At 40.1% G+C, this 24,273-nt stretch carries 24 protein-coding genes; 15 read left to right on the forward strand and 9 right to left on the reverse strand.

Translation table 11 applies throughout. The annotated features are described in order from the left end of the window. The first annotated feature begins 29 nt into the window (after window positions 1-29). Window positions 30-926 carry a LysR family transcriptional regulator gene (locus tag EZ444_RS17525; protein ID WP_131610446.1) on the forward strand — a complete coding sequence of 299 codons (897 nt, stop codon included), beginning with the start codon at window positions 30-32 and terminating at the stop codon, window positions 924-926. Window positions 927-1,015: 89 nt separating this feature from the next. Here EZ444_RS17525 and EZ444_RS17530 read toward each other — a convergent pair whose 3' ends face one another. After that, window positions 1,016-1,225, reverse strand: coding sequence for a hypothetical protein (locus EZ444_RS17530; protein ID WP_131610447.1), 210 nt, complete (start codon window positions 1,223-1,225; stop codon window positions 1,016-1,018). Window positions 1,226-1,255: 30 nt separating this feature from the next. Here EZ444_RS17530 and EZ444_RS17535 point away from each other — a divergent pair, with 30 nt between their 5' ends. Next, window positions 1,256-1,843, forward strand: coding sequence for an exodeoxyribonuclease III (locus tag EZ444_RS17535; RefSeq protein ID WP_205945293.1), 588 nt, complete (start codon window positions 1,256-1,258; stop codon window positions 1,841-1,843). A gap of 33 nt (window positions 1,844-1,876) precedes the next feature. Here EZ444_RS17535 and EZ444_RS17540 read toward each other — a convergent pair whose 3' ends face one another. From EZ444_RS17540 to EZ444_RS17550, 3 genes are all read right to left on the reverse strand, one after another. Next, entirely contained in the window at window positions 1,877-2,311 is a 435-nt protein-coding gene (locus EZ444_RS17540) for a DUF1810 domain-containing protein (protein WP_131610448.1), read from the reverse strand. A 51-nt stretch (window positions 2,312-2,362) separates the two neighbouring features. Further along, window positions 2,363-3,205 (reverse strand): biotin/lipoyl-containing protein, encoded by an 843-nt coding sequence (locus tag EZ444_RS17545; protein ID WP_131610449.1) that lies wholly within the window; start codon window positions 3,203-3,205, stop codon window positions 2,363-2,365. A gap of 136 nt (window positions 3,206-3,341) precedes the next feature. Beyond that, window positions 3,342-3,794 (reverse strand): Lrp/AsnC family transcriptional regulator, encoded by a 453-nt coding sequence (locus tag EZ444_RS17550; protein ID WP_131610450.1) that lies wholly within the window; start codon window positions 3,792-3,794, stop codon window positions 3,342-3,344. A 147-nt stretch (window positions 3,795-3,941) separates the two neighbouring features. Between EZ444_RS17550 and rocD the strand changes: the two genes are divergently transcribed. The 9 genes from rocD to EZ444_RS17595 all read left to right on the forward strand — a co-directional run bounded on the left by rocD (window position 3,942) and on the right by EZ444_RS17595 (window position 13,241). Beyond that, complete coding sequence (rocD, locus tag EZ444_RS17555) at window positions 3,942-5,201, forward strand: ornithine--oxo-acid transaminase (protein ID WP_131610451.1); 1,260 nt, start codon at window positions 3,942-3,944, stop codon at window positions 5,199-5,201. A gap of 6 nt (window positions 5,202-5,207) precedes the next feature. Then, window positions 5,208-6,185 (forward strand): arginase, encoded by a 978-nt coding sequence (locus EZ444_RS17560; protein WP_131610452.1) that lies wholly within the window; start codon window positions 5,208-5,210, stop codon window positions 6,183-6,185. Between the two features lie 189 nt (window positions 6,186-6,374). Then, window positions 6,375-7,661 (forward strand): kynureninase, encoded by a 1,287-nt coding sequence (gene kynU, locus EZ444_RS17565; RefSeq protein WP_131610453.1) that lies wholly within the window; start codon window positions 6,375-6,377, stop codon window positions 7,659-7,661. Window positions 7,662-7,686: 25 nt separating this feature from the next. Then, entirely contained in the window at window positions 7,687-8,664 is a 978-nt protein-coding gene (locus tag EZ444_RS17570; RefSeq protein WP_225874759.1) for a tryptophan 2,3-dioxygenase family protein, read from the forward strand. A gap of 250 nt (window positions 8,665-8,914) precedes the next feature. Further along, the gene (locus tag EZ444_RS17575) at window positions 8,915-9,373 is read left to right on the forward strand and encodes a hypothetical protein (RefSeq protein ID WP_131610454.1); all 459 of its coding nucleotides are present in this window, start codon (window positions 8,915-8,917) and stop codon (window positions 9,371-9,373) included. A gap of 52 nt (window positions 9,374-9,425) precedes the next feature. Beyond that, on the forward strand, window positions 9,426-9,674 hold the full coding sequence (locus tag EZ444_RS17580; protein ID WP_205945294.1) for a hypothetical protein: 249 nt from the start codon (window positions 9,426-9,428) through the stop codon (window positions 9,672-9,674). Window positions 9,675-9,877: 203 nt separating this feature from the next. Next, window positions 9,878-10,504 (forward strand): YceI family protein, encoded by a 627-nt coding sequence (locus tag EZ444_RS17585; protein WP_131610455.1) that lies wholly within the window; start codon window positions 9,878-9,880, stop codon window positions 10,502-10,504. Between the two features lie 30 nt (window positions 10,505-10,534). Further along, a complete protein-coding gene (locus tag EZ444_RS17590) occupies window positions 10,535-11,914 on the forward strand; it encodes a hypothetical protein (protein WP_225874760.1) in 1,380 nt (459 codons plus the stop codon). A gap of 52 nt (window positions 11,915-11,966) precedes the next feature. Beyond that, entirely contained in the window at window positions 11,967-13,241 is a 1,275-nt protein-coding gene (locus tag EZ444_RS17595) for an acetyl-CoA hydrolase/transferase family protein (protein WP_131610456.1), read from the forward strand. Window positions 13,242-13,281: 40 nt separating this feature from the next. On the opposite strand, the gene EZ444_RS17600 is transcribed toward EZ444_RS17595, so the two are convergent. Then, entirely contained in the window at window positions 13,282-14,334 is a 1,053-nt protein-coding gene (locus tag EZ444_RS17600) for a response regulator (protein ID WP_131610457.1), read from the reverse strand. Continuing rightward, window positions 14,331-15,581, reverse strand: a complete 1,251-nt coding sequence (locus EZ444_RS17605) for a PAS domain-containing sensor histidine kinase (RefSeq protein ID WP_131610458.1) — start codon at window positions 15,579-15,581, stop codon at window positions 14,331-14,333. Before EZ444_RS17605 ends, EZ444_RS17600 begins: the two co-directional genes overlap by 4 nt. A 174-nt stretch (window positions 15,582-15,755) precedes the next feature. On the opposite strand from EZ444_RS17605, the gene EZ444_RS17610 reads away from it, so the two are divergent. The 3 genes from EZ444_RS17610 (at window position 15,756) to EZ444_RS17620 (ending at window position 20,908) form a co-directional block, all read left to right on the forward strand. Then, a complete protein-coding gene (locus EZ444_RS17610) occupies window positions 15,756-17,138 on the forward strand; it encodes an NAD-dependent succinate-semialdehyde dehydrogenase (RefSeq protein ID WP_131610459.1) in 1,383 nt (460 codons plus the stop codon). A gap of 179 nt (window positions 17,139-17,317) precedes the next feature. Then, window positions 17,318-19,981 (forward strand): ATP-binding protein, encoded by a 2,664-nt coding sequence (locus EZ444_RS17615; protein ID WP_131610460.1) that lies wholly within the window; start codon window positions 17,318-17,320, stop codon window positions 19,979-19,981. Window positions 19,982-20,020: 39 nt separating this feature from the next. Beyond that, the gene (locus EZ444_RS17620) at window positions 20,021-20,908 is read left to right on the forward strand and encodes a universal stress protein (RefSeq protein ID WP_131610461.1); all 888 of its coding nucleotides are present in this window, start codon (window positions 20,021-20,023) and stop codon (window positions 20,906-20,908) included. A 54-nt stretch (window positions 20,909-20,962) separates the two neighbouring features. On the opposite strand, the gene EZ444_RS17625 is transcribed toward EZ444_RS17620, so the two are convergent. The 3 genes from EZ444_RS17625 to EZ444_RS27680 all read right to left on the reverse strand — a co-directional run bounded on the left by EZ444_RS17625 (window position 20,963) and on the right by EZ444_RS27680 (window position 23,727). Further along, window positions 20,963-21,751 (reverse strand): DUF6920 family protein, encoded by a 789-nt coding sequence (locus EZ444_RS17625; RefSeq protein WP_131610462.1) that lies wholly within the window; start codon window positions 21,749-21,751, stop codon window positions 20,963-20,965. 20 nt (window positions 21,752-21,771) lie between these two features. Continuing rightward, window positions 21,772-22,260 carry a universal stress protein gene (locus tag EZ444_RS17630; RefSeq protein WP_131610463.1) on the reverse strand — a complete coding sequence of 163 codons (489 nt, stop codon included), beginning with the start codon at window positions 22,258-22,260 and terminating at the stop codon, window positions 21,772-21,774. A 180-nt stretch (window positions 22,261-22,440) separates the two neighbouring features. Beyond that, window positions 22,441-23,727, reverse strand: a complete 1,287-nt coding sequence (locus tag EZ444_RS27680; RefSeq protein ID WP_225874761.1) for a DUF6266 family protein — start codon at window positions 23,725-23,727, stop codon at window positions 22,441-22,443. 257 nt (window positions 23,728-23,984) lie between these two features. On the opposite strand from EZ444_RS27680, the gene EZ444_RS17640 reads away from it, so the two are divergent. Continuing rightward, window positions 23,985-24,179, forward strand: coding sequence for a hypothetical protein (locus tag EZ444_RS17640; protein ID WP_131610464.1), 195 nt, complete (start codon window positions 23,985-23,987; stop codon window positions 24,177-24,179). The last annotated feature ends 94 nt before the right edge of the window (window positions 24,180-24,273 follow it).

Raw genomic sequence — 24,273 nt, forward strand, 5'->3', positions numbered from 1 at the left:
ATTAGTGAACGATATATATTAATTAACTAATGATAAGTATTGCTAATCAAATAGAGCTACGTCACCTCCATTATTTCAAGGTACTGGCTACTGAACTGCACTATCGTAAAGCTTCCGAGTTATTGTTTATTTCCCAGTCGGCTTTAAGTCAGCAGATCAAACAATTGGAGCAGATCCTTAAAGTTTCCCTCTTAGATCGGAGCAATAAAAAAGTCACTTTAACAGATGCCGGGATTATATTCTATCGGGACGTACAGCAGGTGCTGAATAAAGTAGAAAGTGCGGTTATCCATTTAAAATTATATAAGGAGGGGAATACCGGTCAAATAGGTATTGGCTTTGTGGCTTCGGCTATGGAATCCATATTGCCGGATTTGCTTAAAAAGTTCAATAGTGATTGTCCGAATATCAAATTTCAACTGGATGAATTGAGTAACAGTGAGCAGCTTGTGGCACTGCAAAATGAATCTCTAGACCTTGGTTTTATGCGGAGCAACACTGTCCCAGAGGGCTTTGCCAGTAAAAAGGTCTTTACAGAAACCTTTTCTGTTGTACTTCCGGCGTATCATCCCATGGTTTCGGCGAAATTTAAGCATATGGGACAATTCAAGGACGAATCTTTTATCCTGTTTCCAAATGAGCAAAGTCAGTTTTATTATCAACAGATCATTAATCTGTGTGCCGATCAGGGATTTGTTCCAAAAGTAGCACATCGGTCTATTCATGCGCCTACTATTTTCCGACTGGTAGAAAATGGAATGGGACTTAGCATTATACCTACTTCATTGGCTTCAACGGATAACCCTAATATTAAATTTATAGAGCTGAAGGAGATACCTCAGCAAACAGCTTTGTATGCGGTCTGGAAAACTGACAGCAGCAATCCAGCGTTACCTTATTTATTGGAAATGCTTCCAAAAGGATAAAACCAAGAGGGTATAGCAACATAGGAGGCATATTCCCGAGCAGTAAAGACCCGGGAATATGCCATTAAATGGATTTGCATTTGAAAAGCTTACTTGAAAAGGATATGCGGTCTGCTGAGCGCGTTTTGCTGTTTTGGCTTTTCCTGTTCTTCCGTTGTTTTTTGAGCAGGTTGTCCGGCTGAATTTGAAATTCTGGCTGCTCTCTCCGGATCACTGTTTTGGGGCTTTTTTCCTTTCTTTTCCATGGGATGATCAGTTAAGTTAAAATAGAATGCCTTAGAAATAAATAAACAATCCATGGACAGCTTTGTTTAGCGCTATGGAGAATTATGAAGATCGCGATCCTATCCAGATACGGGGAAATTCAGGAGACTCGTAGAGGGCTCGCAGGAGATCCAGAAGATCTGCACAGCCGGTATATTGAGGCTTTTATCAACGGTGTAGTCATTGGTTGTCTGTATTTGCCTAATGGCAATCCTTTTCCCGGACCGAAATTCGATTATAAGTTGAAATGGATCAATAGGTTAACTGCCCATTCGGAAAAATTAAAGGGTTTTAATATGCCTGTTGCTTTAATAGGAGATTATAACATTATGCCTACTGAAATGGATACCTATAAGCCGGAGAAATATGTCAATAATGCCCTTTTTCGTCCTGAGGCCAGGAAGCTTTTTCAGGCATTGATCGCTCAGGGCTGGACTGATGCTATTCGCAAATTATATCCCCATGAGCGCATCTATACCTTCTGGGATTACCTGCGAAATGCTTATGGAAGAGATGCAGGCTTGAGGTTGGATCATTTCCTGTTGAATGCGGATCTGGCGGACCATCTTGACTCTGCTGGAGTAGACAAGCATGTGCGTGGCTGGGCGCATTCCAGTGACCATGCTCCGGTATGGATCAACATTAAAGTTTGATCCATGGTGGATATGGCGATTGATTTTCCTGTTTTAGTTTTGGCTTTGCAGGTTCAGGATCTTTAGGGTGATGTGGTCTTTCAGGCCGTTGAAGAATTTTTTAAGGACGAGGCCGAAAACGGGGTCTGCGCCGGGTACCTGGGAAAATAAGGTCATGCAGGATTTTAGTTTGAGATCGTCGGGACTTCCGAATATTTTATGGGCATCGCTGGTTTCCAACCCAAGTAGGACACGGCTCAGTAGGATCAATCTTGGGCCGAGCATGCGGTGCTCGAGGTATTCGGCTGCTTCATCCAGGTCCTGGATGGCGTAGCGTTTGGAGATCTCGGTATAGCCGAGCCCCTGGATTTGCGGGAAGATGTACCACATCCAGTGGCTTTGTTTTTTTCCGGCCTTTAGTTCATTCAATGCAGTCTGATACACTGATTTTTGTGCGGCGATGAATCTTTCCAGGTTATGACTTTTCATGGGGGCTGGGGTTTAGGGTATTTAAGCAAAGTTGTGCTGTACAAATATCGCTTAACTAACGGGTAATTGTGCTGTAGGGCTGTCCAAAAAATGCGGATCAAGTAAGGCAATACAGGTTGAAAATTTAAATGCAATACCTTCTTCCAATAACCATACAAGCCGGCCTGTTTTGGGGGCAACAATTTCCACTGAAACTTTGTCAGTATTTACCTCGCAAATTACTTCATCTTTCATAACGATCTCATCTAATTCAATTCTCCAATGGCTAATGACAGCTTCAGATTGGCTGTAGGTTAATGAATCATCTTCGTTAAATAATACTTCTGAGCTAAGCGGAAACTTTTCTTTAGTAATGCTATATGTTGATAACAACGGGCGAAATTTTCGCCAGACAGGCTCTCCAAAGGGTGTGTCAATTTTCTGATATCCCTCAGCAATTTTTCTTGCTGACTCGGCTTGCTCGGCTTTCCATGCATTTTCTTTTTTTTGCTTTCTCGATACTTCCTGTTGATAAAAAAAAGTGGTGTCACCGGTTAGAATATCTGCAGCATAGGTCATTAGATAATGAGCATAGCCGTAAAGTTGATCAATCTGATTGCCATCAACGACCAGTTCCGGTTTTCGTTCTCTTATGAGCTGTAGGATGCTATACAAGCAACTATCCTTGGTATTAACCCCAAATCGAACAGCAGTATTCATGCCCCAGTTAACTCCTTCCACCACGATTCGGACTTTATTATTCGAAAACCTTAGCTGAAAAAGATTATCAGTATCTTTTAGGATCATATTTTCTTCCTGCAAACCGAAGCTGCTGCAGATACTAGCAAAGGCTTTTCGTGCTTCATCTTTGAAGTGGTCAAGCGCATCAGCATATAGTTTATAATATTCTTGCATACTTGTTGATTATCGAAGATAGAGATTATTTGCCAATGGCTAGACAACGGGTTGAAAATGATAAAAAATACGGTTTTTCAGTTCGCTGCATTAAGAACTAATTAATCCCTAACCCTAAATATTACATCATAAAGTTCTATAAAATGAGATTTCTTTTAAAGGCACACCCCAGTTCAATAATAGAATCTGTTTTGGCAATACCGGAGATATTATCAATTTTTTCATAAAGCACCTTCCTCATGTGTTCATGATTTTTAGCAACGATCTTAATATATAGCGTATAATTACCCGTAATATAATAACACTCCGTAACTTCTGGGATTTTCTTTAGTTCTTCGATAATGCGATTTGAATCGTGATCTTTTTCCAGTGTTATTCCCGTAAAAGCACCCCAGTCATAACCAATCTTTTTTTCGTCTAAAACGGGTTTGATGCCTGTTAAAATGCCTTGCTCCGTCAACCTCGATATCCTTTGATGTACCATGGTATTGGATACACCCAGGGTCGTCGCAATCGCTGAATACGCCATTCGCCCATCCTTTTCAAGTTCTTTCAAAATTTGAATATCAAAATCGTCAACACCATTCATGTTTTTTGTAGTTTAATGCACGATTCAAATATCGAATATTTTAAGTTAAATTCACTTTTTAAGCGTAGAAAATAAGTTAATAAAACTTTATTTTGCGTGTTAATGTGAAATGTTGCTAACTTCGCTTCAGCTGACAAGTATTCGACAATGGAAAATTTAATAGAAAAAAGCACTACTGAAATGTTAATCGCCAAGGAAGATAAGTATGGTGCGCACAATTATCATCCGCTACCAGTTGTATTAACCAGGGGAAAAGGCGTTTACGTGTGGGATGTAGAGGAAATGAAATATTTCGATTTCCTATCAGCCTATTCAGCTGTAAATCAGGGACACTGTCATCCTCGAATTATTGATGCCCTGAAAGACCAGGCAGAGCAACTCACGTTGACTTCAAGAGCCTTTTACAGCGATAAATTGGGGGACTTCGAAGAGTTTGTCTGTAACTTATTCGGTTATGATAAGGCACTGATTATGAATTCTGGCGTTGAGGCTGTGGAAACAGCCATGAAGCTTTGTCGGAAATGGGCATACCAGATCAAAGGAATCCCAGCAAATCAGGCTAAAATTGTTTTTGCCGATGGGAATTTCCATGGCAGGACCATTTCAGTGATCTCAGCCTCTAACGATGAAAGTGCAAGAAAAGATTTTGGACCATTCGTATCTGGGATAACACATGTTCCCTATAATGATGTAGATGCTTTTGAAGCATTGTTGAAAACTGATAAAAATATTGCTGGTTTTATTGTCGAACCGATACAAGGAGAAGCTGGTGTTGTTGTGCCCGATAGTGATTATCTAAAACGCATTAAAGCACTTTGTCAGACCTACAACGTACTCTTTATTGCAGATGAAATCCAAACGGGAATTGCCCGCACCGGAAGTATGTTGGCTTCATACGATATCAATACGGAGGAAAAAAGCGGCCAACCTGATATTTTAATACTGGGGAAAGCCATCTCAGGAGGTGTGTTGCCTGTTTCAGCCGTTTTGGCCAATGACGAGATTATGCTGACCATCAAACCTGGCGAGCATGGTTCAACCTATGGCGGAAATCCATTAGCTTGCGCCGTGGCAAAGGAAGCTTTGCAGGTAGTCATTGATGAAAACTTAGCTGAAAATGCCTATAAACTTGGCGAACAATTCCGGTCCGGGCTTGAAGCCATTGCTAAAAAAACAGATTTAATTCAATTGGTGAGAGGAAAGGGGCTGCTCAACGCAATCGTAATCAATAGCAGCGAAGAATCTGACATGGCCTGGGACATTTGTATGAAATTTAAAGAGAATGGTTTACTGGCCAAACCTACCCATGGCAATAAAATCCGCTTCGCTCCTCCGCTGGTGATCACAGCAGCACAAATTACTGAAAGTCTGGCCATCATCGAAAAATCTTTACTAGACTTTGCTTAGAAATTTATGAAGAGACCGATCAGGCTCATAAAAAACAGATCTGATATTGGGGCAGGAACCCGGGGATCTGATATGGGGATAGATGCCATTGAAATTGCGGCCATCAACAAAGGGAGCGAATACTTTAACAATTTTCCTTTTGTGGATGTAGAAACACATAATGAAACGATCTATAACAAAGACCGGAATTCTTTTGCCAAAAGAATTGAGCATGTATTACAGCAGTGCTCCCGCGTGGCCAAAACGGTTGAAAATACTTTGCTGGATAATTACTTTCCATTGGTGCTTTCAGGCGATCATTCCTCCGCTTTGGGGACCATTAGCGGAATCAAAACTGCATATCCTGATAAAACCCTTGGTGTAATCTGGATAGATGCACATGCCGATTTGCACTCGCCTTATACTTCTCCTTCGGGAAACATACATGGAATGCCGCTTGCTGCTGCTTTGGCTAACGATAATTTAGGCTGCCAGGTTAATCAGGTTGAGGGAGAGACCTTATCTTTCTGGGATAAATTAAAAACAATCGGAACCACTCAGTACAAACTGAAACCAGAACATTTAATCTATTTTGGAGTTCGAGATACGGAAGAAGCTGAAGATCTTCAAATCCAGAATTTGGAGATTAAAAACTATAAGGTAGAAGAAGTACGTTTCAGAGGATTAGAAATCTGTGTGCATGAAGCACTGGAAAAATTATCAGATTGTGATTTGATCTATGTTTCGTTTGATGTGGACAGTATGGATTGCGATCTGATCTCTCATGGAACCGGAACCCCCGTTTCAAAAGGATTTGACCAGCATGAAATTGTTGCTATTGTAAAAAAAATCATTGTCTCTCAAAAAGTGATATGCTTTGAAGTAGTCGAGGTCAATCCATTGCTGGATAACAAAGGAAATAAAATGGCTGAAACTGCTTTTGAAGTATTGGAACAGGTAACTCCGTGTTTAGAATCTTATCTAATTTGCGGAATCAATATTTAATGCTACTTTAGCGTCTGTAAAATACATATGGTAAATATTCTAAAAAATATCATCAACAGACCATCTTAATTCAGGCCATTCCTGAATCTTCCCGTATTTACGTCATTACGAAAACACTTCACGTTTAATTCAATTACATCCCTCGGCATAAGCATGTGGTGTAATTTATATTTGATTAATCTTTTAAAAATGATTTTTGAAAATAATCTGGCATATGCCCGGCAGTTGGATCGGCAGGATCCACTCTCTGAACTTAGAAATGAGTTTTTATTTCCACAACAAAAAGGAAAACCTTTCATTTACCTCTGCGGTAATTCACTCGGCCTGCAGCCTAAAACGGCCAGACAGCACATTGATGAGCAACTGGGAAACTGGCATAACCTGGCTGTCGAAGGCTGGTTTGAAGGCGAGAAACCTTGGATGTTTTACCATAAGGCACTCAAAGAACTGATGGCGCCTCTTGTTGGTGCTAATCCAAAAGAAGTTTGCCCAATGAATACACTTACCGTGAATCTTCATTTGTTGATGGTTAGTTTTTATCGCCCATCAGGTAAGCGGTTTAAAATTATAATGGAATCAGGAGCTTTCCCTTCCGATCAATATGCGATGGAAAGTCAGGTCCGCTTTCATGGCTATGACCCTAAAGAGGCCATTATTGAAGTGGCGCCGAGAACAGGCGAGCATACGCTACGTACAGCAGATATCCTTACTGCCATAGCTGATCAGGGAGATGAAATTGCCCTTGTACTATTTGGTGGTGTCAATTATTTTACCGGCCAGTGGTACGATATGCCGGCGATTACGAAAGCTGGACATGCGGCAGGAGCAATCGTAGGCTTCGACCTTGCTCATGCTGCAGGTAATGTACCGTTACAATTACACGATTGGGATATCGATTTCGCCTGCTGGTGTTCCTATAAATACCAAAACTCTGGTCCGGGTGGAATCAGTGGCATCTTCGTTCATGAAAAACATTTTCAGGACAAAACTATCAACCGCTTTGCCGGATGGTGGGGGTATCAGGAGCAGGAACGTTTCAAAATGGCAAAAGGTTTCGTCCCCGAGGCGGGGGCGGACGGCTGGCAGGTGAGCTGTACACAGGTGATCCCCATGTCGCTGTATTATGCTTCGCTACGCATTTTCGAAAAGGCGGGATTCATTGAGCCACTTCGTGAGAAAAGTGAAAAACTAACGGCTTACCTTTTTTATGTGATCGACCAGGTGAATCGCAGTTTAGGTGAAGAACAATATCAGATCATCACACCTGCTACAGCAGCCGACAGGGGTGCCCAGGTTTCTATCATTGCCAAACACAAACCTAAAGAAATCTTCAATGCGCTGATGGCCAATAATATTTTGGGCGACTGGCGTGAACCGAATGTCATCCGCTTAACTCCGGTCCCATTATACAACAATTTTGAAGATGTATTTATCACCGGTGAACAGCTGATGAAAATCAGTAAAGAATTGCTGTAAACCAGAATTGAATAAAATTAATTTAATGATCAAAGATCAAGAGATGGAAATTACACCAGAAATTACCGACCGCCTTTCCAAACTTCAGGAAAAATTTGCGGCCATGGGCCAGGATATCAACGCCTATCTGGACGGATTGCTTTATGCAGATTATCTGACCTATTGGGACTATATACATTTAGATACTTTATTGAGTCTTCAGACTCCGAAAACACCTTTTCCTGACGAAGAGATTTTTATCATGTATCACCAGATTACCGAGCTGTACTTTAAGCTGACCCTGCATGAATGCAGGCAAATCAGTGGACATGCAACATTAACATCCGGTTTTTTTGTCGAAAGGTTAAAACGAATCAACGCTTACTTTACTGCTTTGGTCTCTTCGTTTGACATTATGGTAGATGGAATGGACAAATCACAGTTCTTGAAATTCAGGATGTCGTTGCTTCCCGCGAGTGGTTTCCAATCCGGACAGTACCGCATGATTGAAATCTATGCTGCAGATCTCATTCGGCTGGTTGACAAAAGCAAGCGGGAAGAATTGACAGCATCTACCGTTGAGGAACAGTTTGAATACCTGTACTGGAAATTTGGTGCCTCAGAATTGTCGACCGGAAAGCAAACCCTGACCCTGCAGCAGTTCATTGCCAAGTATGCTGCTGGGTTCCTGCAGTTAGCAAACGATTGTGTCCAAACGAATTTTGCAGCACTTTACAGGAAGCTGGTTAGAGAAGGCCAGGATGTGACCGAAGTGGAAAACGAACTGCGCAAACTCGACCTATTTGTGAATGTAGAATGGCCGTTGTCTCACTATAAGTCAGCTGTGCGCTACCTGGAAAAAGACCCAGTAGACATTGCGGCCACAGGAGGTACCAATTGGCAAAAATACCTGCCTCCACGCTTTCAAAAAAGAATCTTCTTCCCCTTTTTGTGGACTGAGGAACAACTGGAAGAGTGGGGTAAAACATGGGTAATGAATATATTAAAGAGTTATAAAATATAATGAAATGCAAAGGAGATTCCTCAGGAATCTCCTTTGCATTTCAGTTCGTGGGCAGGGCTGGACTATTTATTGAAAAAACTATAGCTGCTGCCGAGCTCGTAATCGCCGATGGTATAACCTTGTAACGGTGATGTATTGGTGGTGTACAGGCATGATGAGTATCATCATAAAGCCTGTTCTCCGTCAATTAAATAAGGAAATATTAGTCCAAGATTTACAGGGTATTTCATCGCCATGCTATTGCTATAAAATGATTAAGATCCGAATTGCTACAAATCTTCTGAAAAGGCCATTTCTCTTGCTGTTTTTATTCATGTGGCCAATTTTTAGTTTTAAAAATATTAGCGCAGATCTTGAGAAATGGATTTTAACAAAACAATGCACACTTAAAGTAAACGGTAGCACCAATATCAACAAATTCAGCTGTATCATTCCTGAGTATACTCAACCGGATACCCTGGTGTTTTATAAGAGGAATAAGAATGAGCTGATGAAGATTACAGGATCAATGGCCCTTGAGGTCCAAAAGTTTGACTGCAAGAATGCGATGATGACTAGTGATTTGAGAAAGACGCTTAAAGCTAAGGTCTATCCGAAGATCATTATCCGGTTTCTAAATCTAAGTCGATATCCAGACCCTTCTATGAAAGAACGTGCCATCAGTGGTGCAGTAACCATTGAACTTTCGGGAATAGTGAAGCGTTTTTAGGTATAATAATCCCCTGTTTAATTCAGATGGAAACAGAGATATACTTTTCTATTTGCACGCCTTTGTAATCAGTTTTGCCTTATCCTGGTTTTGGGATCGCTTTAAGGGGCTATTCAATGGAGCCTTTATCTTAAGAGGGCTGGAATTCGGTTCTGTATACGCACTAGTCGCTTTACTGCCCGTGATGTGGATCACATTTAGTGCAATGGATGTTACTGCGTTGATGGTCCTCAGTTGGTTTCTTTATGGTTTCGCCCAGGCAATCATTGCCGGTATTTTATTTGCAAAGTTCAATCCTTAAGGGTTACTTTTTTTAGGAACTGCTGTAACTGGTTTTCTCTCATTCATCAGTATTGGTTTTTATTTCTTTTTGAGAAAACTACATGGTTGGTTTCTTTGGAATTTAAAGGGTTTATGATGATGATCATTATTTTGAATGTTTGAAATCATCGTGGGAGGAAAATCTTCATTGTAATTTTGGTTAAATTATTTAATTAGAATATTATGAAAAAGATGTTGTGCACTACGCTTCAACCTATCCGTTTTAAATACCTGATCGTTCTCATTTTTGTCGGTGTTGGGATCAGCAATAGCTTACAAGCACAGATTGTATATAAACTATATGGCGCTAAAGAAAATATCGTAAAGATCGCGGGCAAGTCAAACATCCACGATTGGACGATGACGGCGGAAAATTTAGCATGTGATGCAAATTTCGGTCCCGTTTCCGGAGCGGCTGGGGTACCTAAAAAACTGATTTCACTAAATTTTAGTGTGAAGTCTAAAAACTTAAAGAGCGAAAGTGAGTCTATGAATAACCGCACTTATAAAGTCATTAAGGCTGATGCCTATCCCGATATTGACTTTAAGCTCCGTGAAGCAACTATTTCAGCGCTGCAGAAAAATAAATTTTCAGTTGATGCAACCGGTACACTTACGATTGCGGGAGTTTCCAAGATCATTACTTTACACGTAAATGGGGAAGTGAATGCTGATCATACCATTTTATGCACTGGTCAGCAAAAAATAAAGCTAACCGATTATGGCATACAGCCTCCCAGCTATATGCTCGGTGCCATGAAGGTGGGTAACGAACTGACCATCTTATTTACGCTCAATTTTAAAAAGTAACCCGTTAAAAATAACTATAAATAAAAAAACATGAGACTTAAAAATACCCAACGCTTAGTGCCCATAACTGTGTTAATGTGGATTTGCTTTATTCCGCTCAGTCAAGCGCAGTTTCAAAAAATAGACAATTTGAGACCCTATGACAAAACCGGTATCAATGTATTTGAAGATCCGAAAGATACGGTCACCACATTTGACGGATTAAAATTGAAATTTGGAGCTGGTTTTACACAGCAGTTTCAAAACCTGAAACATAAAAACCCAGACGCTTTGAACAACACAATAGGGTCATTTAATCCTCTTGTGGCAGGTAATAGGTTAAAAGTAATTACCCCCGGGTTTCAAACCGCCCAGGCTAACCTATATATGGACGTGCAATTGGCCGACGGGATTAGGTTAAACATTACCAGTTACCTTTCTACGAAGCATCACAATGAGAACTGGGTCAAAGGCGGATACATCCAGTTTGATAAGCTCCCTTTTAAAGGTCAGATCTGGGACAACATCATGAAAATCGCAACCCTTAAGATCGGACACTTTGAGGTAGACTACGGTGATCAGCACTTTCGTAGAAGTGACGGAGGAAACGCGATTTATAATCCATTTATGGAGGGGAATATTGTCGATGAGTTTGCAACAGAGATTGGCGGACAGGTCATGTTAAGGAAAAATGGTTTTTTTGGATTGCTGGCTGCAACCAATGGTATGATAAAAGGCAATATAGATTCATTGTATGCAGCCTCAAATCCTGATGGAGACTACCATAAATCTCCGTCAATACTGTTGAAAGCTGGATTTGACAAGCAAATCATGAAAGATGTGCGGGTAAGGGTTAGCGGATCTTATTATGGCAATCAAAGTTCCGGCGGAAATACCATTTTTGGCGGTGACCGCTCCGGATCTAATTATCAGTATGTGATGGAACTAAATTCTGCCAATCCTAGCAGTACAACAGGTGCAGGTACCCCATTGGCATTCTCCGGCCGTTTTAACCCCGGGTTCAATAAAAAAGTAAACACGATTATGCTCAACGGTTTTTTAAAAGTAAAAGGGTTTGAATTGTTTGGAACCTACGAAACCGCTTCGGGAAGAACAGCTAAAGAAACAGACACGAGGAAAATGAAACAATTTGCAGCCGATGCGGTCTACCGATTCGGAAAAACCGAGAACTTTTTTATCGGTGCCAAATACAATACAGTTACTGCGCGTTTAGCCAATTCTGCAGCGATCACCTATACTGACGACGTGAAAGTTGACCGCATTGCGGGAGCAGCGGGCTGGTTTTTAACTAGAAATATCCTTCTAAAAGGAGAGTACGTAGTCCAGAAATATAAAGATTTTCCTATTCAGGATTACCGTGCCGGGGGCAAATTTAATGGATATGTGATAGAAGCAGTGGTTGGTTTTTAATGTAACTTGAAAAATAATTTAGCAAGAAAGATTTATAGAAATTAAGGCATTTATGGAGTTAAAGCATACTGAAGCTGCAGAGGCAGTCAAATTAATTACATCGGGAAACAGGGTTTTTATTCATGGTGGCGCAGCTACTCCTGTCTTTCTGGTTAAAGCGATGCAGAATAGGCATACAGATCTTGAGAATGTCGAGCTGGTAAGTATTACGACTTTGGGAGATGTTGATTTCGATACTGATATATATCGCAAATCATTCTTCTTCAATTCTTTATTCGTTTCTGCGGCAACCCGCGCAGTCGCCAATAGCAGCCGTGGTGATTATGTGCCTATCTTCCTGAGTCAGATTCCACAGTTGTTTTATGGGAATATTTTGCCAATTGATGTAGCTCTTGTTCAGGTATCTCCTCCAGACAAACATGGTTACTGTTCTTTGGGAACTTCTGTTGATATTGCAAAGGCTGCTGTTGATACGGCTAAGATTGTGATCGCCCAGGTAAACGACAGAATGCCAAGAACCCATGGGGAAAGCTTTATTCATATAGACAAATTAGCAGCTTTAGTTTACCATAATGCCGAATTGCCAGAAGTAGATTATTCCTTTGCAGTTAATGATATTGTTGGTAAGATTGGATACAATGTGGCCTCGCTTGTTGAAGATGGAGCCACGTTGCAACTAGGAATTGGAAGCATTCCTGATCAGGTCCTCAAAAATCTTGGTGGACATAAAGATCTTGGGCTACATACCGAGATGTTTTCTGACGGGATCATTGACCTGATCCATAAAGGGGTGATCAATAACAGCCTAAAGAAGTTGAATCGTGGCAGATCTGTCACTTCATTTATCACAGGTACTCGAAAACTTTACGATTTTGTTGATGACAATCCCTCGATTCGTGTGATGAACATCAGTTATGTGAATGACACCAGCATCATCAGGCAAAATGCAAAGGCAACAGCGATAAATAGCGCAATAGAATTGGATCTCACTGGTCAGGTGTGTGCTGATTCTATAGGAACCTATCAATATTCCGGTATAGGTGGTCAAATGGACTTTATGCGTGGTGCATCTTTATCTGAGGGTGGAAAGCCGATCATCGCACTGCCTTCTCAAACACAGAAAGGCATTAGCCGAATCGTTCCGTTTCTTAAGGAAGGAGCGGGGGTGGTTACCACAAGAGGACATGTTCACTGGGTTGTGACCGAATATGGAATGGTAAATTTGTTTGGTAAATCTCTAAAGCAAAGGGCAAAGGCATTGATTGAAATCGCACACCCCAATCATCGTGAGATGCTAGACAAGGCATACTTTAGCCGGTTTGACTGATAAAACACAAATTATCCTGGATGGGGGAGTAATTGCTTAATTAGTTCTTCATTTTTGCAAGTCTTTCCAGATCCAGTACAGTAATGGTTATGCCTTCACGATCAATTAATTTTTCATTGTGGAAATCTGATAGGGTTCTACTTACCGTTTCGGTAGCCATACAGGCCATGGCTGCTAAGTCTTCCCTGGCAATGCTGAAAAAATCTTTTTTTACAATTTGCTGGTGATACAGGCGAAGAATGGCTCCGGCCATTTTTTTTCTGACTGAATCATAGGCCAGTTCTAGTAGTTGTTCTTCTTTTTCCTGGTTGTCACGAGATAAAAGATGAATGAACTTTCTTGCTACTTCGGGATAAAGGTTGATTAGCTTTTCAATTTCTTCTATGGGGATCAGGCAAAGTATACTATCCTCTATTGTGGTAGCAGTATCGGTATAGGCGCTTTTGCTTAAAATGGCACTGATGCCGAGATAATCCCCTATGCTATACATACCGGTCATGAGTTCACGTCCATCCTGTGAAAGCTTAATGGTTTTAACCTTACCCTGAGTAATCAGGTACAAACCTCTACCATGATCTCCTTCATAGTAAAGCACGTGGTTTTTCCTGAATTCATGGCCTTTATGACCTGCTATGATCTTGGTAAATTCTGCCAGTCCGTCTGTTTTGGAAACCAATACTTTGAACTCCTCTGTTATGTTTTTATTCTGAAGTTTCTGGTAGGCTTGTTTTCTCAGTCTAACATCGATAGCATTGAGCAGTTCAATGTCATCAAAGGGTTTGGTCAGGTAATCATCTGCGCCCATCTCCATTCCTTTGCGCAAGTCGTTGTGCTCAGCTTTGGCTGTTAAAAAAATAAATGGAATTGAGGTTGTTTCTGCATACCTGTTTAACATATACAATACCCCGTATCCGTCAAGTTCAGGCATCATGATATCGCAAAGAATGATGTCTGGAATATGTTTTAAAGCCATTTCTACACCAACCTTGCCATTGTCAGCTTCAAAAACAGTGTATTTAGCCATTTCCAGGATCTCAACTATGTTCCCTCTTATGCCATCGTGATCTTCAATGATCAATATTTTTTTGTTCATGATTGTGGAAATGTGAGGGTAAAAAGCGTACCTCGGTTAATTCTGCTTTTGAAATCTACTTTACCATTCATCAGGTCGGTATATCTGGAAAGTATGCTTAATCCAAGTCCGTTACCAGAGATCTTTCCCGTATTGTGGGCTCGGAAAAATGGTTCACAAAGATGTTTCTGATCTTCAATAGGTATTCCGATGCCATTGTCACAAATTCTGATGGTGCAGTTGTTTTCATTGATTTTGGTGTAGAATTGTATGGAACTTTCTTCGCCAGAGTATTTTATAGCGTTATCAATGAGTATAACGATGCAGTTTTTTAAGAGTGTTTGGTCTAGTGTGATCATCAATTCCGAGCCTCTATGCACGAAAACTATTTTCTGTCTCCCATTTAATGCAATCTGCATCTCCTCAATAATTTCTGCAGCGAATTCTGCCAAATTAAAATGGCTGAATTTGGCCTGTACTTTCCCTGTATCCAATTTTTCGAGGGAAAGGAAATCATTCAGAATTGCAGTAACATTCTGTACAGCATCTTTTATCTTGCCTACATGTTTACCGATATTGGGACTGTCAAAAGGAAGCGCATAGCGTTCAATAAGTGATGCAGAAAGCTGTACCATACTCAAAGGTGTACGGAATTCATGTGATGCAATGGAAACGAACCGACTTTTAAGCTTACCCAATTCCTGTTCTTTTGCCAGTGATAAGCTCAATTCCTGTTGTGTTTGTTCCAAGGTAAAAACTGTATTATGTAAGTTTTCAATAGAGAGGTTCAATTCAGCTTTTGTCTGCTCTAAGGCATCAACGGTTTCCCGAAGGGAAACCGTACGCTCTTGTACCTGATCTTCCAGCGACGTTGCATAATCCTGAAGTTGTGATTCGGCTTCTTTTTCCCTACTCAAGTCATGAATAAAACCAGCATAAACGACCCTTCCAGAGTACCTGACTTCACTGACACCCAATCTAAAAGGAAACTGACTTCCATTTTTTCTCATGCCGGTCAATTCTCTTCCAATACCAATAATGCTGGCGTCACCAGTTTTTTTATAACGAAACAGGTAACCGTCATGATACCCCCGATCAGGTTGTGGCATTAGCATAGATATATTTTTTCCAAGTACTTCTTGCTCGGTATAGTTGAAAAGTTTGCAGGCAGAGGGATTAATGGATTCAATTACCCCTTGGTCATCTATTGTGATCAGACCGTCTATCGCATTGTCGATAATCGCTTTCAGCAAAACGGAATTTTCCATAAAATAGGGTTACAGATCATACTAATCTGTTCTATACCTACAATCTGTAGGCGGTTTTGTTTTAATTATATGGGATGATGATGAGTATCTTCTCTGTAGATGATTCCCATCATTTCCCAGGTTGGCGATTACGCGGACCTTTATGCTTTATCTACCAAATAAACAATCCACATTATGGCTATACAAACCGTTAATCCTTTTAGTAACGAACTTATTAAAAGTTTCAAGGAAATGTCTCCGGAAGTGGTGGCGGTCGAAATTTCTATTGCTGATGAAACTTTTCAAAGCTGGCGTAAAACCACTTATGCAGAACGGGCAGATCTCCTACACGGTGTCGCAAAATTGATGCGGGAGCAAAGAGATCAACTATCTAAATTGATTACATTGGAGATGGGTAAATTAATCGCTCAAAGCTATGGAGAGATCGCCCTTAGCGCCGATATTATAGACTATTATGCTACAAATGGGGAAGCCTTCCTAAGTGACCAAAAGTTGGAAACTGAATATGGTGAAGCTTATATTAAGAGCACTCCAATTGGTGTGCTACTTGGAGTTGAACCTTGGAATTTTCCTTTTTATCAGGTCGCTCGTTTTGCTGCACCTAACATTATGGCAGGTAATGTTGTGTTAGTTAAACATGCTTCGAATGTTCCGCAATGTGCATTGGCAATTCAGGAGTTGTTTGCACAGGCTGGTGCACCAAAAGGTCTATATACAAATTTATTTGTCAGCGGAAGCCTTATAGATGATGTAGTAGCTGATCCACGGATTAAAGGCGTTTCTCTTACCGGCAGCGAAACTGCTGGTGCAAGTATTGCCGCTGCTGCAGGAAAATTTCTAAAGAAATCGGTGCTTGAACTTGGCGGTAGCGATGCCTTCATTGTTTTGGAAGATGCGGATCTGGATAAAGCGGTGGATTGGGCCGTTATAGGACGCATGAACAATACGGGCCAATGCTGTGTGGCTTCAAAAAGGATTATTGTACTGGAAGCAGTTGCTGATGAGTTTTTGGATAAGTTCAAGGCTAAACTAACTGGGTTAAAGGTTGGAGATCCAATGGATGAGGACACAGAATTAGGCCCTTTAAGCTCAGAAGGAGCAGTTATACAGTTGATTGAACAGGTACAGCGAAGTGTGAGGGCTGGTGCAAAGGTATTGTTAGGTGGTAAACTGATTGATCGAAAAGGTGCATTTATAGAGGCTACCATATTAGGTAATGTTAAACCTGGCATGGCAGCGTATCATGAAGAATTATTCGGACCGGTGGCTTCGTTTTACAGAGTTAAAAATGAGCAGGAGGCGATTGATCTGGCAAACGACTCATCTTTTGGTTTGGGTGGGAGTATTTTTACCAATGATATCGAGCGTGGAAAACGCTTGGCTGAACAGATTGATACCGGTATGGTATTTATCAATCATCCGACCTGGACCCAGCCTGATCTGCCTTTTGGCGGAACTAAGGGGTCCGGCTATGGAAGGGAATTGTCCAGCCTAGGCATACAGGAATTTGTCAATAAAAAACTGATTCGGATCAGCAATTTAACAGACCCTTTTTAGTCGGCCGGGGTTTTTAAATCTCTGCAGATGATCTATATCATAACAACTGATGATAGCGGTCATTAGAAAAGTAAGGATGATGCCTCATCTTTGGATAAATGGCGCGTATGCCACGCTGATGATCACGTATATAACTGATTAAACAATCGATTAACATATTTTTTTAGCACTCAAGATATATGTCATTTACAATAGATAATTTTGATCTTTCTGTTTTTTTTAAGGAGATACCTTGTGTCGTTTTTAGAATTCATGAAGATGAAGGCCGTTTTTCTTTTTCATTTGTCAGCGCTGCAATTGAACGGGAATTGGAATTGAATCCAATTTTATTGATTAACGATATTGAAATATTGTTGGATCTCTTGTCCCAAAAGCATAGGGAATCATTTCTAAGTTCATTGGAAAGCGCAGTACGTCGGTCAATCCCCTGGAAATGGGAAGGCTATTTTAATTTACCTTCAGGTAAGAAAAAATGGATACAAGGTTTGGGCGAAATAAGCCGTTCAAGTAAAACTACTATTGATTGTTTTTTTAAGGATATTACGGCAGAGAAGCGCATCTTCGATATGTTTACTGAAACGAGTAAACTCACTAAAACGGGCTCCTGGGAGTTGGATTTACTTACGAATCACCTTTTGTGGTCCGATGAGGTATATGCAATCCATGAGGTTGAACCGAAAATAGTACCGGAGTTAGATCATGCACTTAGTTTCTATTCTGCTGAAGGCAGGGAAATGATCATCAATTTAATCGGAAAGGCGGTAAAAAGTGGAGAGTCCTGGGATGTTGAAGTTTCTTTTGTTACCGCCAGAGGTAATGACAGGTGGGTTCGGACATCAGGGAAAGCTGTTTTCGAAAATGGAATTGCAGTTAAACTGCATGGGATAATTCAGGATATCACAGAAAAGCGTCTTTCTGAAGAAATCTTCAGTGTGATCTTTAAATATTCAACTGATGCTCATTTTTTGTTTGGAACAAAAGGGATAATTGACTGTAACGATGCGGCTATTGCGATGTTGAACTGTAGCAATAAAGCGGAATTACTCGCTTGTCATCCGGCAGATTTTTCTCCTAAGTATCAGCCAGATGGTAGGCTTTCGAGTGAAAAGTCTTTGGAAATGGACAACCTGGCCTACAAAAATGGCTATCATCAATTTGAATGGCTGCATAAGCGGATTAACGGAGAGACTTTTACAGTACTGGTAACATTAAAACCTGTGAACATAAATAGTAAAACTGTACTGTTAACAGTATGGCACGATATTACAGAACAGAAATACCGGACAGAATTAATCAAGCTCAACCAGATATTACTTTCCGAGACCCAGGAATTGACACATAGCGGGAGCTGGGAAGCTGATCTGGTTACGGGCAAGAACTATTGGTCTGATGAAGCCTTCCGTATTTTTGGATTGATTCCAGAAAAGGAAGGACCAAATACCCTGAGTTTTGGAAGAATGATCCATCCTGATGATAAGGAAACTTATAAGAGGGTAGTTCAAAATACAATTGATGATCGAGTGATGTCTGATTTTAATTTGCGTATCATTTTATCTGACGGACAAATCAGGTATATCCGTGCCATAGGTAAGCCGCTTATTAATGAATCTGGAGAAGTGACTAAACTGTACGGTGCTATAGTCGACATAACAGCCCAGAAAAATGCAGAGAATGAGTTGATTATGGCAAAAGATCTCGCTGAACAAGCTGCTACTGCAAAATCCCAATTCCTGGCTACCATGAGTCACGAAATCAGGACCCCTATGAATGCGGTAATTGGTTTTACCAATTTGCTTTTGTTGAAAGATCCCAATCCTGAGCAACTGGAATACTTGAAAGTATTAAAATTTTCAGGCGACAATTTATTGGTATTAATCAACGATATCCTTGATTTTAGCAAAATGGAAGAAGGTAGGGTAACCTTTGAGATGATTGATTTCAGTATACCGGAATTGCTGAAAAATATCCGCCTCTCTTTATTGGAAAAAGCTAAGGAGAAAGGGCTGGAGTTGAAGCTGTCCATAGACGAGGAGTTATCAGAGGCCGTTATGGGCGATCCTGTTCGTCTGGGACAAATCTTAACTAATCTGATCAACAACGCGATTAAATTTACATCTAAAGGCAAGGTCAGCATTTCTGCTTTTTTTGTTAGCAGAAACAAGGTTCAAACCATCATTGATTTTGAGGTGACGGATACTGGTATTGGTATACCGAAAGATAAAATGGAATTCATCTTTGAAAGATTTACACAGGCAAATGCGGATACCAACAGGAAATATGGTGGAACCGGCCTGGGACTAGCTATTACAAAGAGACTTGTTGAGCTACAGGGCGGGAATATACAGGTAGAGAGTACGCCTGAGGTTGGTTCCAGTTTTAAATTCGGTTTGAGCTTTAGAAATGGTAGTAATGAGTCAATTATTGCGGGGGAATCAATTCCGGTAAAAGCTTTGAAAAATTTAAAGGGAATTAAAGTACTGATGGCCGAGGACAATGAAATTAATGTAATTTTAGTAAAGCAGTTTATGAAATTCTGGCAGGTAGAATGTGATGTGGTAGGAAATGGTTTGCTTGCCTTACAACAGGTACAACTAAGGGATTATGATATGGTCTTTATGGATCTGCAGATGCCCATTATGGATGGATACCAGTCTGCAACAGCCATCAGAGCCTTGTCCGGAGACAAATTTAAGAGGCTACCAATAATAGCGCTGACTGCTTCAGCCATGTTGGATGTTCAATACAAAGCATTTGATTCGGGTATGAATGATTACATCAGCAAGCCATTCAAGCCCGAAGAACTTTACCATAAGATAGAAATTTACGGCTATGAACCGAAATAACTAACAGATAAACCAGTTGAAACTCCTATTCCTGAACTTATGAAAACACTACTTTTATTAACCGATTTTTCAACTGCTGGAAACCATTCGGCTGAATATGGCTATAACCTTGCAAAAGTTTTGAATGCCAATGTTATTCTATGCAATGCTGTTACTATTCCCGCCCAGCTTTCTGAAGTTGGCGACATAGATTGGCCATTGATTGGATACGATGGCGTTATTGACGATAGTGATGAGGAGCTCAAAAAGTTAAAGAAACATTTTGAACATACAGATCGCAGCTCAGGCTTTCACCCACAGATCAGCACCTTCAACCAAACAGGAAGGCTGGCAGATGTGGTGGAAAATGTAATGCAGGGTTGCAATGCAGACATGGTCGTAATGGGTACTCACAGAAAAGGGATTGCTCATTTTTTGTTGGACAATAATTGTAGAAATATGATTAATGCAACCTCCTGCCCATTGCTCCTGATTCCTCCGCACGCAGTTTTTCGTGACTTTGGTAAAATAGCTTTCGCTACAAATTTTGAATATCCACAGCAAGATTTTGAGGACATTTATAAGCTAATACGGATAGCCAATATATTTCGTTCGGATATTTTGGTAACCCATATACATGCAGCGCATCCTCAAAGTGTAGACCATCAACATATAGTAGATGAACTGCTTACCGGTATATTTAATAAAGCAAATTATCCAAATATTTTCTATAAATCTGTTGAAAATGAAGATATCGGGACGGGACTGAATTTGTTTTGTGAAGACCAGCAGATTGGTTTATTGGTCATGGTCCATCGGCCGCATGATTTTTTTGATATTATTTTGAAAGGTAGTCATACACAACAAATGGCGGCAAATATTACCATTCCATTACTTGTTTTACCAGACGGCAACAAATCACCAGCTTGCAAGGCTAGTACTACTTGATCTCTAAGTTCTTCATCAGTTTTCATGGGAATGGTGATTTTGGTAGGATTATTTTCAGATGCCGGAAAATTCAGTTTTATTAAGCTCAACAGATTTGATACTACCTTTAAAGTATTCGTAGTCGCCATTGTCTGTATGCCAGGTTGCGCTAAACTTAGTTGGGAATCTGATCCCCTTTTTTAAGATATAATCATTAGCCGTTGCCGTCCATGGGGTCTTTTGATATTTGTTGTTTTTTTTTGCCCGATACCTATCCTGTGTTGTAAATTGTGTGCAGTCACCATGCTCGTTGAAATGAAAAATACCACTTGCCGAAATGCCATTATGATGGATGATTCCTTTTATATTTGAAGGATCAATAACTTCCCAGGTGATGTATTTTTGCAAGGCATAATGTGGGATAATCATGGTTTCGGCGAGAATAGTCACCAGCTCGGCAGCATCCATTTCTTTTCCTTTTGCATTACTTATAGGAATCATTTTTAGTAGCTTAACCAGCATTTGTCCTTGTGCGTCTTTATAAATATCAACGGCCTCTAATGGAAATAAACCATACCATTTGATACTCATGTATACTAACCTTACAGGTTCGCTTAGAAAATTCAGCTGGTAACAGCGCATAGAACTCCAATTTGCCTGGGGGCTGAGCCTAAGTGCGGTGTCGTTCCATTTAATGTGGGCACATTCAATCTTTTCCTGCCCTGTATAGCCACAACGATGGAAAAATTTTTGCAGCAATTCCGGTAAAGTATTAAAATCGTTTGAAAGGGCAGGGGCTGCATATGCAGAATATTGACCTGCTGAATTGACTGCTTTTAAAAATGTGTGCCTAAGGTTTTCCATTGGAAACAGTTTTTTATGGTTTAAAGTCTAAGAAAATCCATTTCGGGGACGATGACTACAGGACATCTGGCTTTCTTTACCACTTCTTTGATTTCTGTTCCAAAAAGAAAGTCATCGTTATTCCTTGCTTTAAATCCGCTCATAACCAGCATGAAAATATTCTTCTTTTCTTCAATAATGCTACATACATTTTCCGCTATACCACCACCTTCGCTCAAATAGTCAATTTCAGGTTTGAAATTAGTGGTAGATGTTTTGATACTGTTATTTAAACGATTCATCTCTTTTTCCAAGTTTGATTTACTAGTTTGTGCCAATGATTGGTAATCATTGATCTGCAGGGACTCAAGTTCTGAGACAGAAATATAGTAGGAGTGAAACAACAATATATTTGTCTTTAATTGTACCGCTAAAAATAAGGCGTAGTCTGCTGCATTTAATGCGCTTTTTGTAAAGTCAGTGAGTACAATAACTGTTTTTGTATGATCTAAATCTTTCGCAGTTTTCATGGGATACTTAATTTAGTTAAGATGCATGGGGTTTCACAGTAATGAATTGTAGATCAGCAGCCACGGTTTTAGATTTATATACAAAGATTCTGGTAATATTTTGTTATAACCTTGATGGCTATCAGGCTTTTGGATGATGTTCGTCATCAAGACAGTGAAAATAATTAATCCATAAACTATTTATTGAATTTTATCTAAAACGATAAATACCTCTGAACCTGCTCTTGCTGCAATGCTGTTATAGCATTTTTCCATTGTCTTAATGTCAAAATAAGGGCTGAAAATAGCTTTGTACTCAGGACTGGAGCCACCAAATGGAGGACCTTCTCTGTCAAATATTTTATCAAAAAGTAACCCGATTATTTTTCCTTTTTCATGGAGTAATGATGCTGTTTTTTTGGCATAGTTTTTTCTTTTGTCTGGTAGAATCGCACAAAAGAATGTTTGCTCGATGATGAGATCGTATTGTCCTTTATGCTGAAAAAAATCTTCAGCCAATACCTTTACTTGTGAATTGTGCTCAAATTTATGACGTATTTTTTTAACAGCTTCCGGTGATATATCAATCAAAGTAATGTTCGTGAATCCATTTTCTACTAAGTATTCCGCTTCATATGCATTGCCACAACCAGGTATTAATATAGAAGCATTCTTATTGGGATATTGGTCCAGATATTGGCAAATGGCAGGTGAAGCATGACCAATATCCCAGCCAATTGTATTGCTTTGCCATTTAGCATCCCAATATTGTTTGCCGGATAGTTTATCTTGGGATTGTTCAGGATCCTGTTCTGTTGATATGCCCATTGTGTTTAAATCTAATATTTCAATAACATGGTTACCAAGGTAAATACTGTTGCTTAAACTTCTTCTATCATCTGCAATAAAAGACATATAGACCTGAAGTTGCAAGCCTTTTACTTCTGCAGGCAATTCTAAAAAATCTGTCCCTTCTGTCATGCGTGCGCCAGAAAATAGGTAATATGATTTTCCTGTTTCTTGGGCATAAACCAACAACATTACCCGTGCGCCTCTGTCGCTCCAGTTTAATGAGGTGTTGTAGCTCCAGTTAAAACGAACACCATTGCCTTCAGCCATTGCTTCTGGATTTAAAGGCAGCTCGATGGTTCCTTGAGTTAAACGTGCTGCAGCGTAGTTAATGCTGATGTCGGGATATTCGCCTTGAACTGCATGTAGTAGTTGGTAGGATTTAGCTGCATTGTTGGGCGAAATGGGTTTGCCCTGGGCAGCTTCTTCAAAGCCTATTCGAACATAATCCGTCATACTGTTGACGAAATTATTCACTACTTCCATTCTCTTTCTTTGGATTTTTTCTCTTGGGGTTGGGGGAGTGGTACGCTTTCTTTTCTTTGTCCTAACATAAGCGATTCCATATCTTACATAACCCTCTACTGGACCGAGATTACCATTAAAGCCGCCCAAAATACCATTCTCAATTCTTGCCATAGTTTTTTGTTTTTTCTAAAAGTATGCACTAAGCTATTGATTGTCAATTCGCATGCTTTTGACTGACTGCACTTTAAGGCAATTTAATTCACTATATATTAAGGGATGTTACTCGGACACTACTCGGCTCCAGCCGGGCAGTGTCCGAGTAATGTCCGGGTAAATGCCGGGTATAGGCCGGGTTTACAGGGTTAACTGAAAAGAAACTTTTGAGCTGAAATCCTTAGTTGTAACATTCTTGTTGTGAAACAAAAAGAATGTTTTTTTTAACAAATGTTAACTTTTTTGATTGGTTGATTTTTTTGTTTTTTGTAAATCACCCTAATGTATTGGCTTTAATCACTTTTAATGATGTGTTGCTGACCATTCATCCCGACGATATTGATTTTGTTGCTAATGCAGAAGTATTTATTGGCAAGTTTTTCTCTGAGCGGATTACCCGGGAAAAATAACTGAGTTATAAAATGAATTATAGTTTCAGGAGCAGGATGAAAAATGGGGAATATGCATTACTGAATCATCAGGCGTTTTTTTTATAAAATATGA

The sequence above is a fragment of the Pedobacter hiemivivus genome (genome assembly GCF_004331685.1).
Classification (GTDB): domain Bacteria; phylum Bacteroidota; class Bacteroidia; order Sphingobacteriales; family Sphingobacteriaceae; genus Pedobacter; species Pedobacter hiemivivus.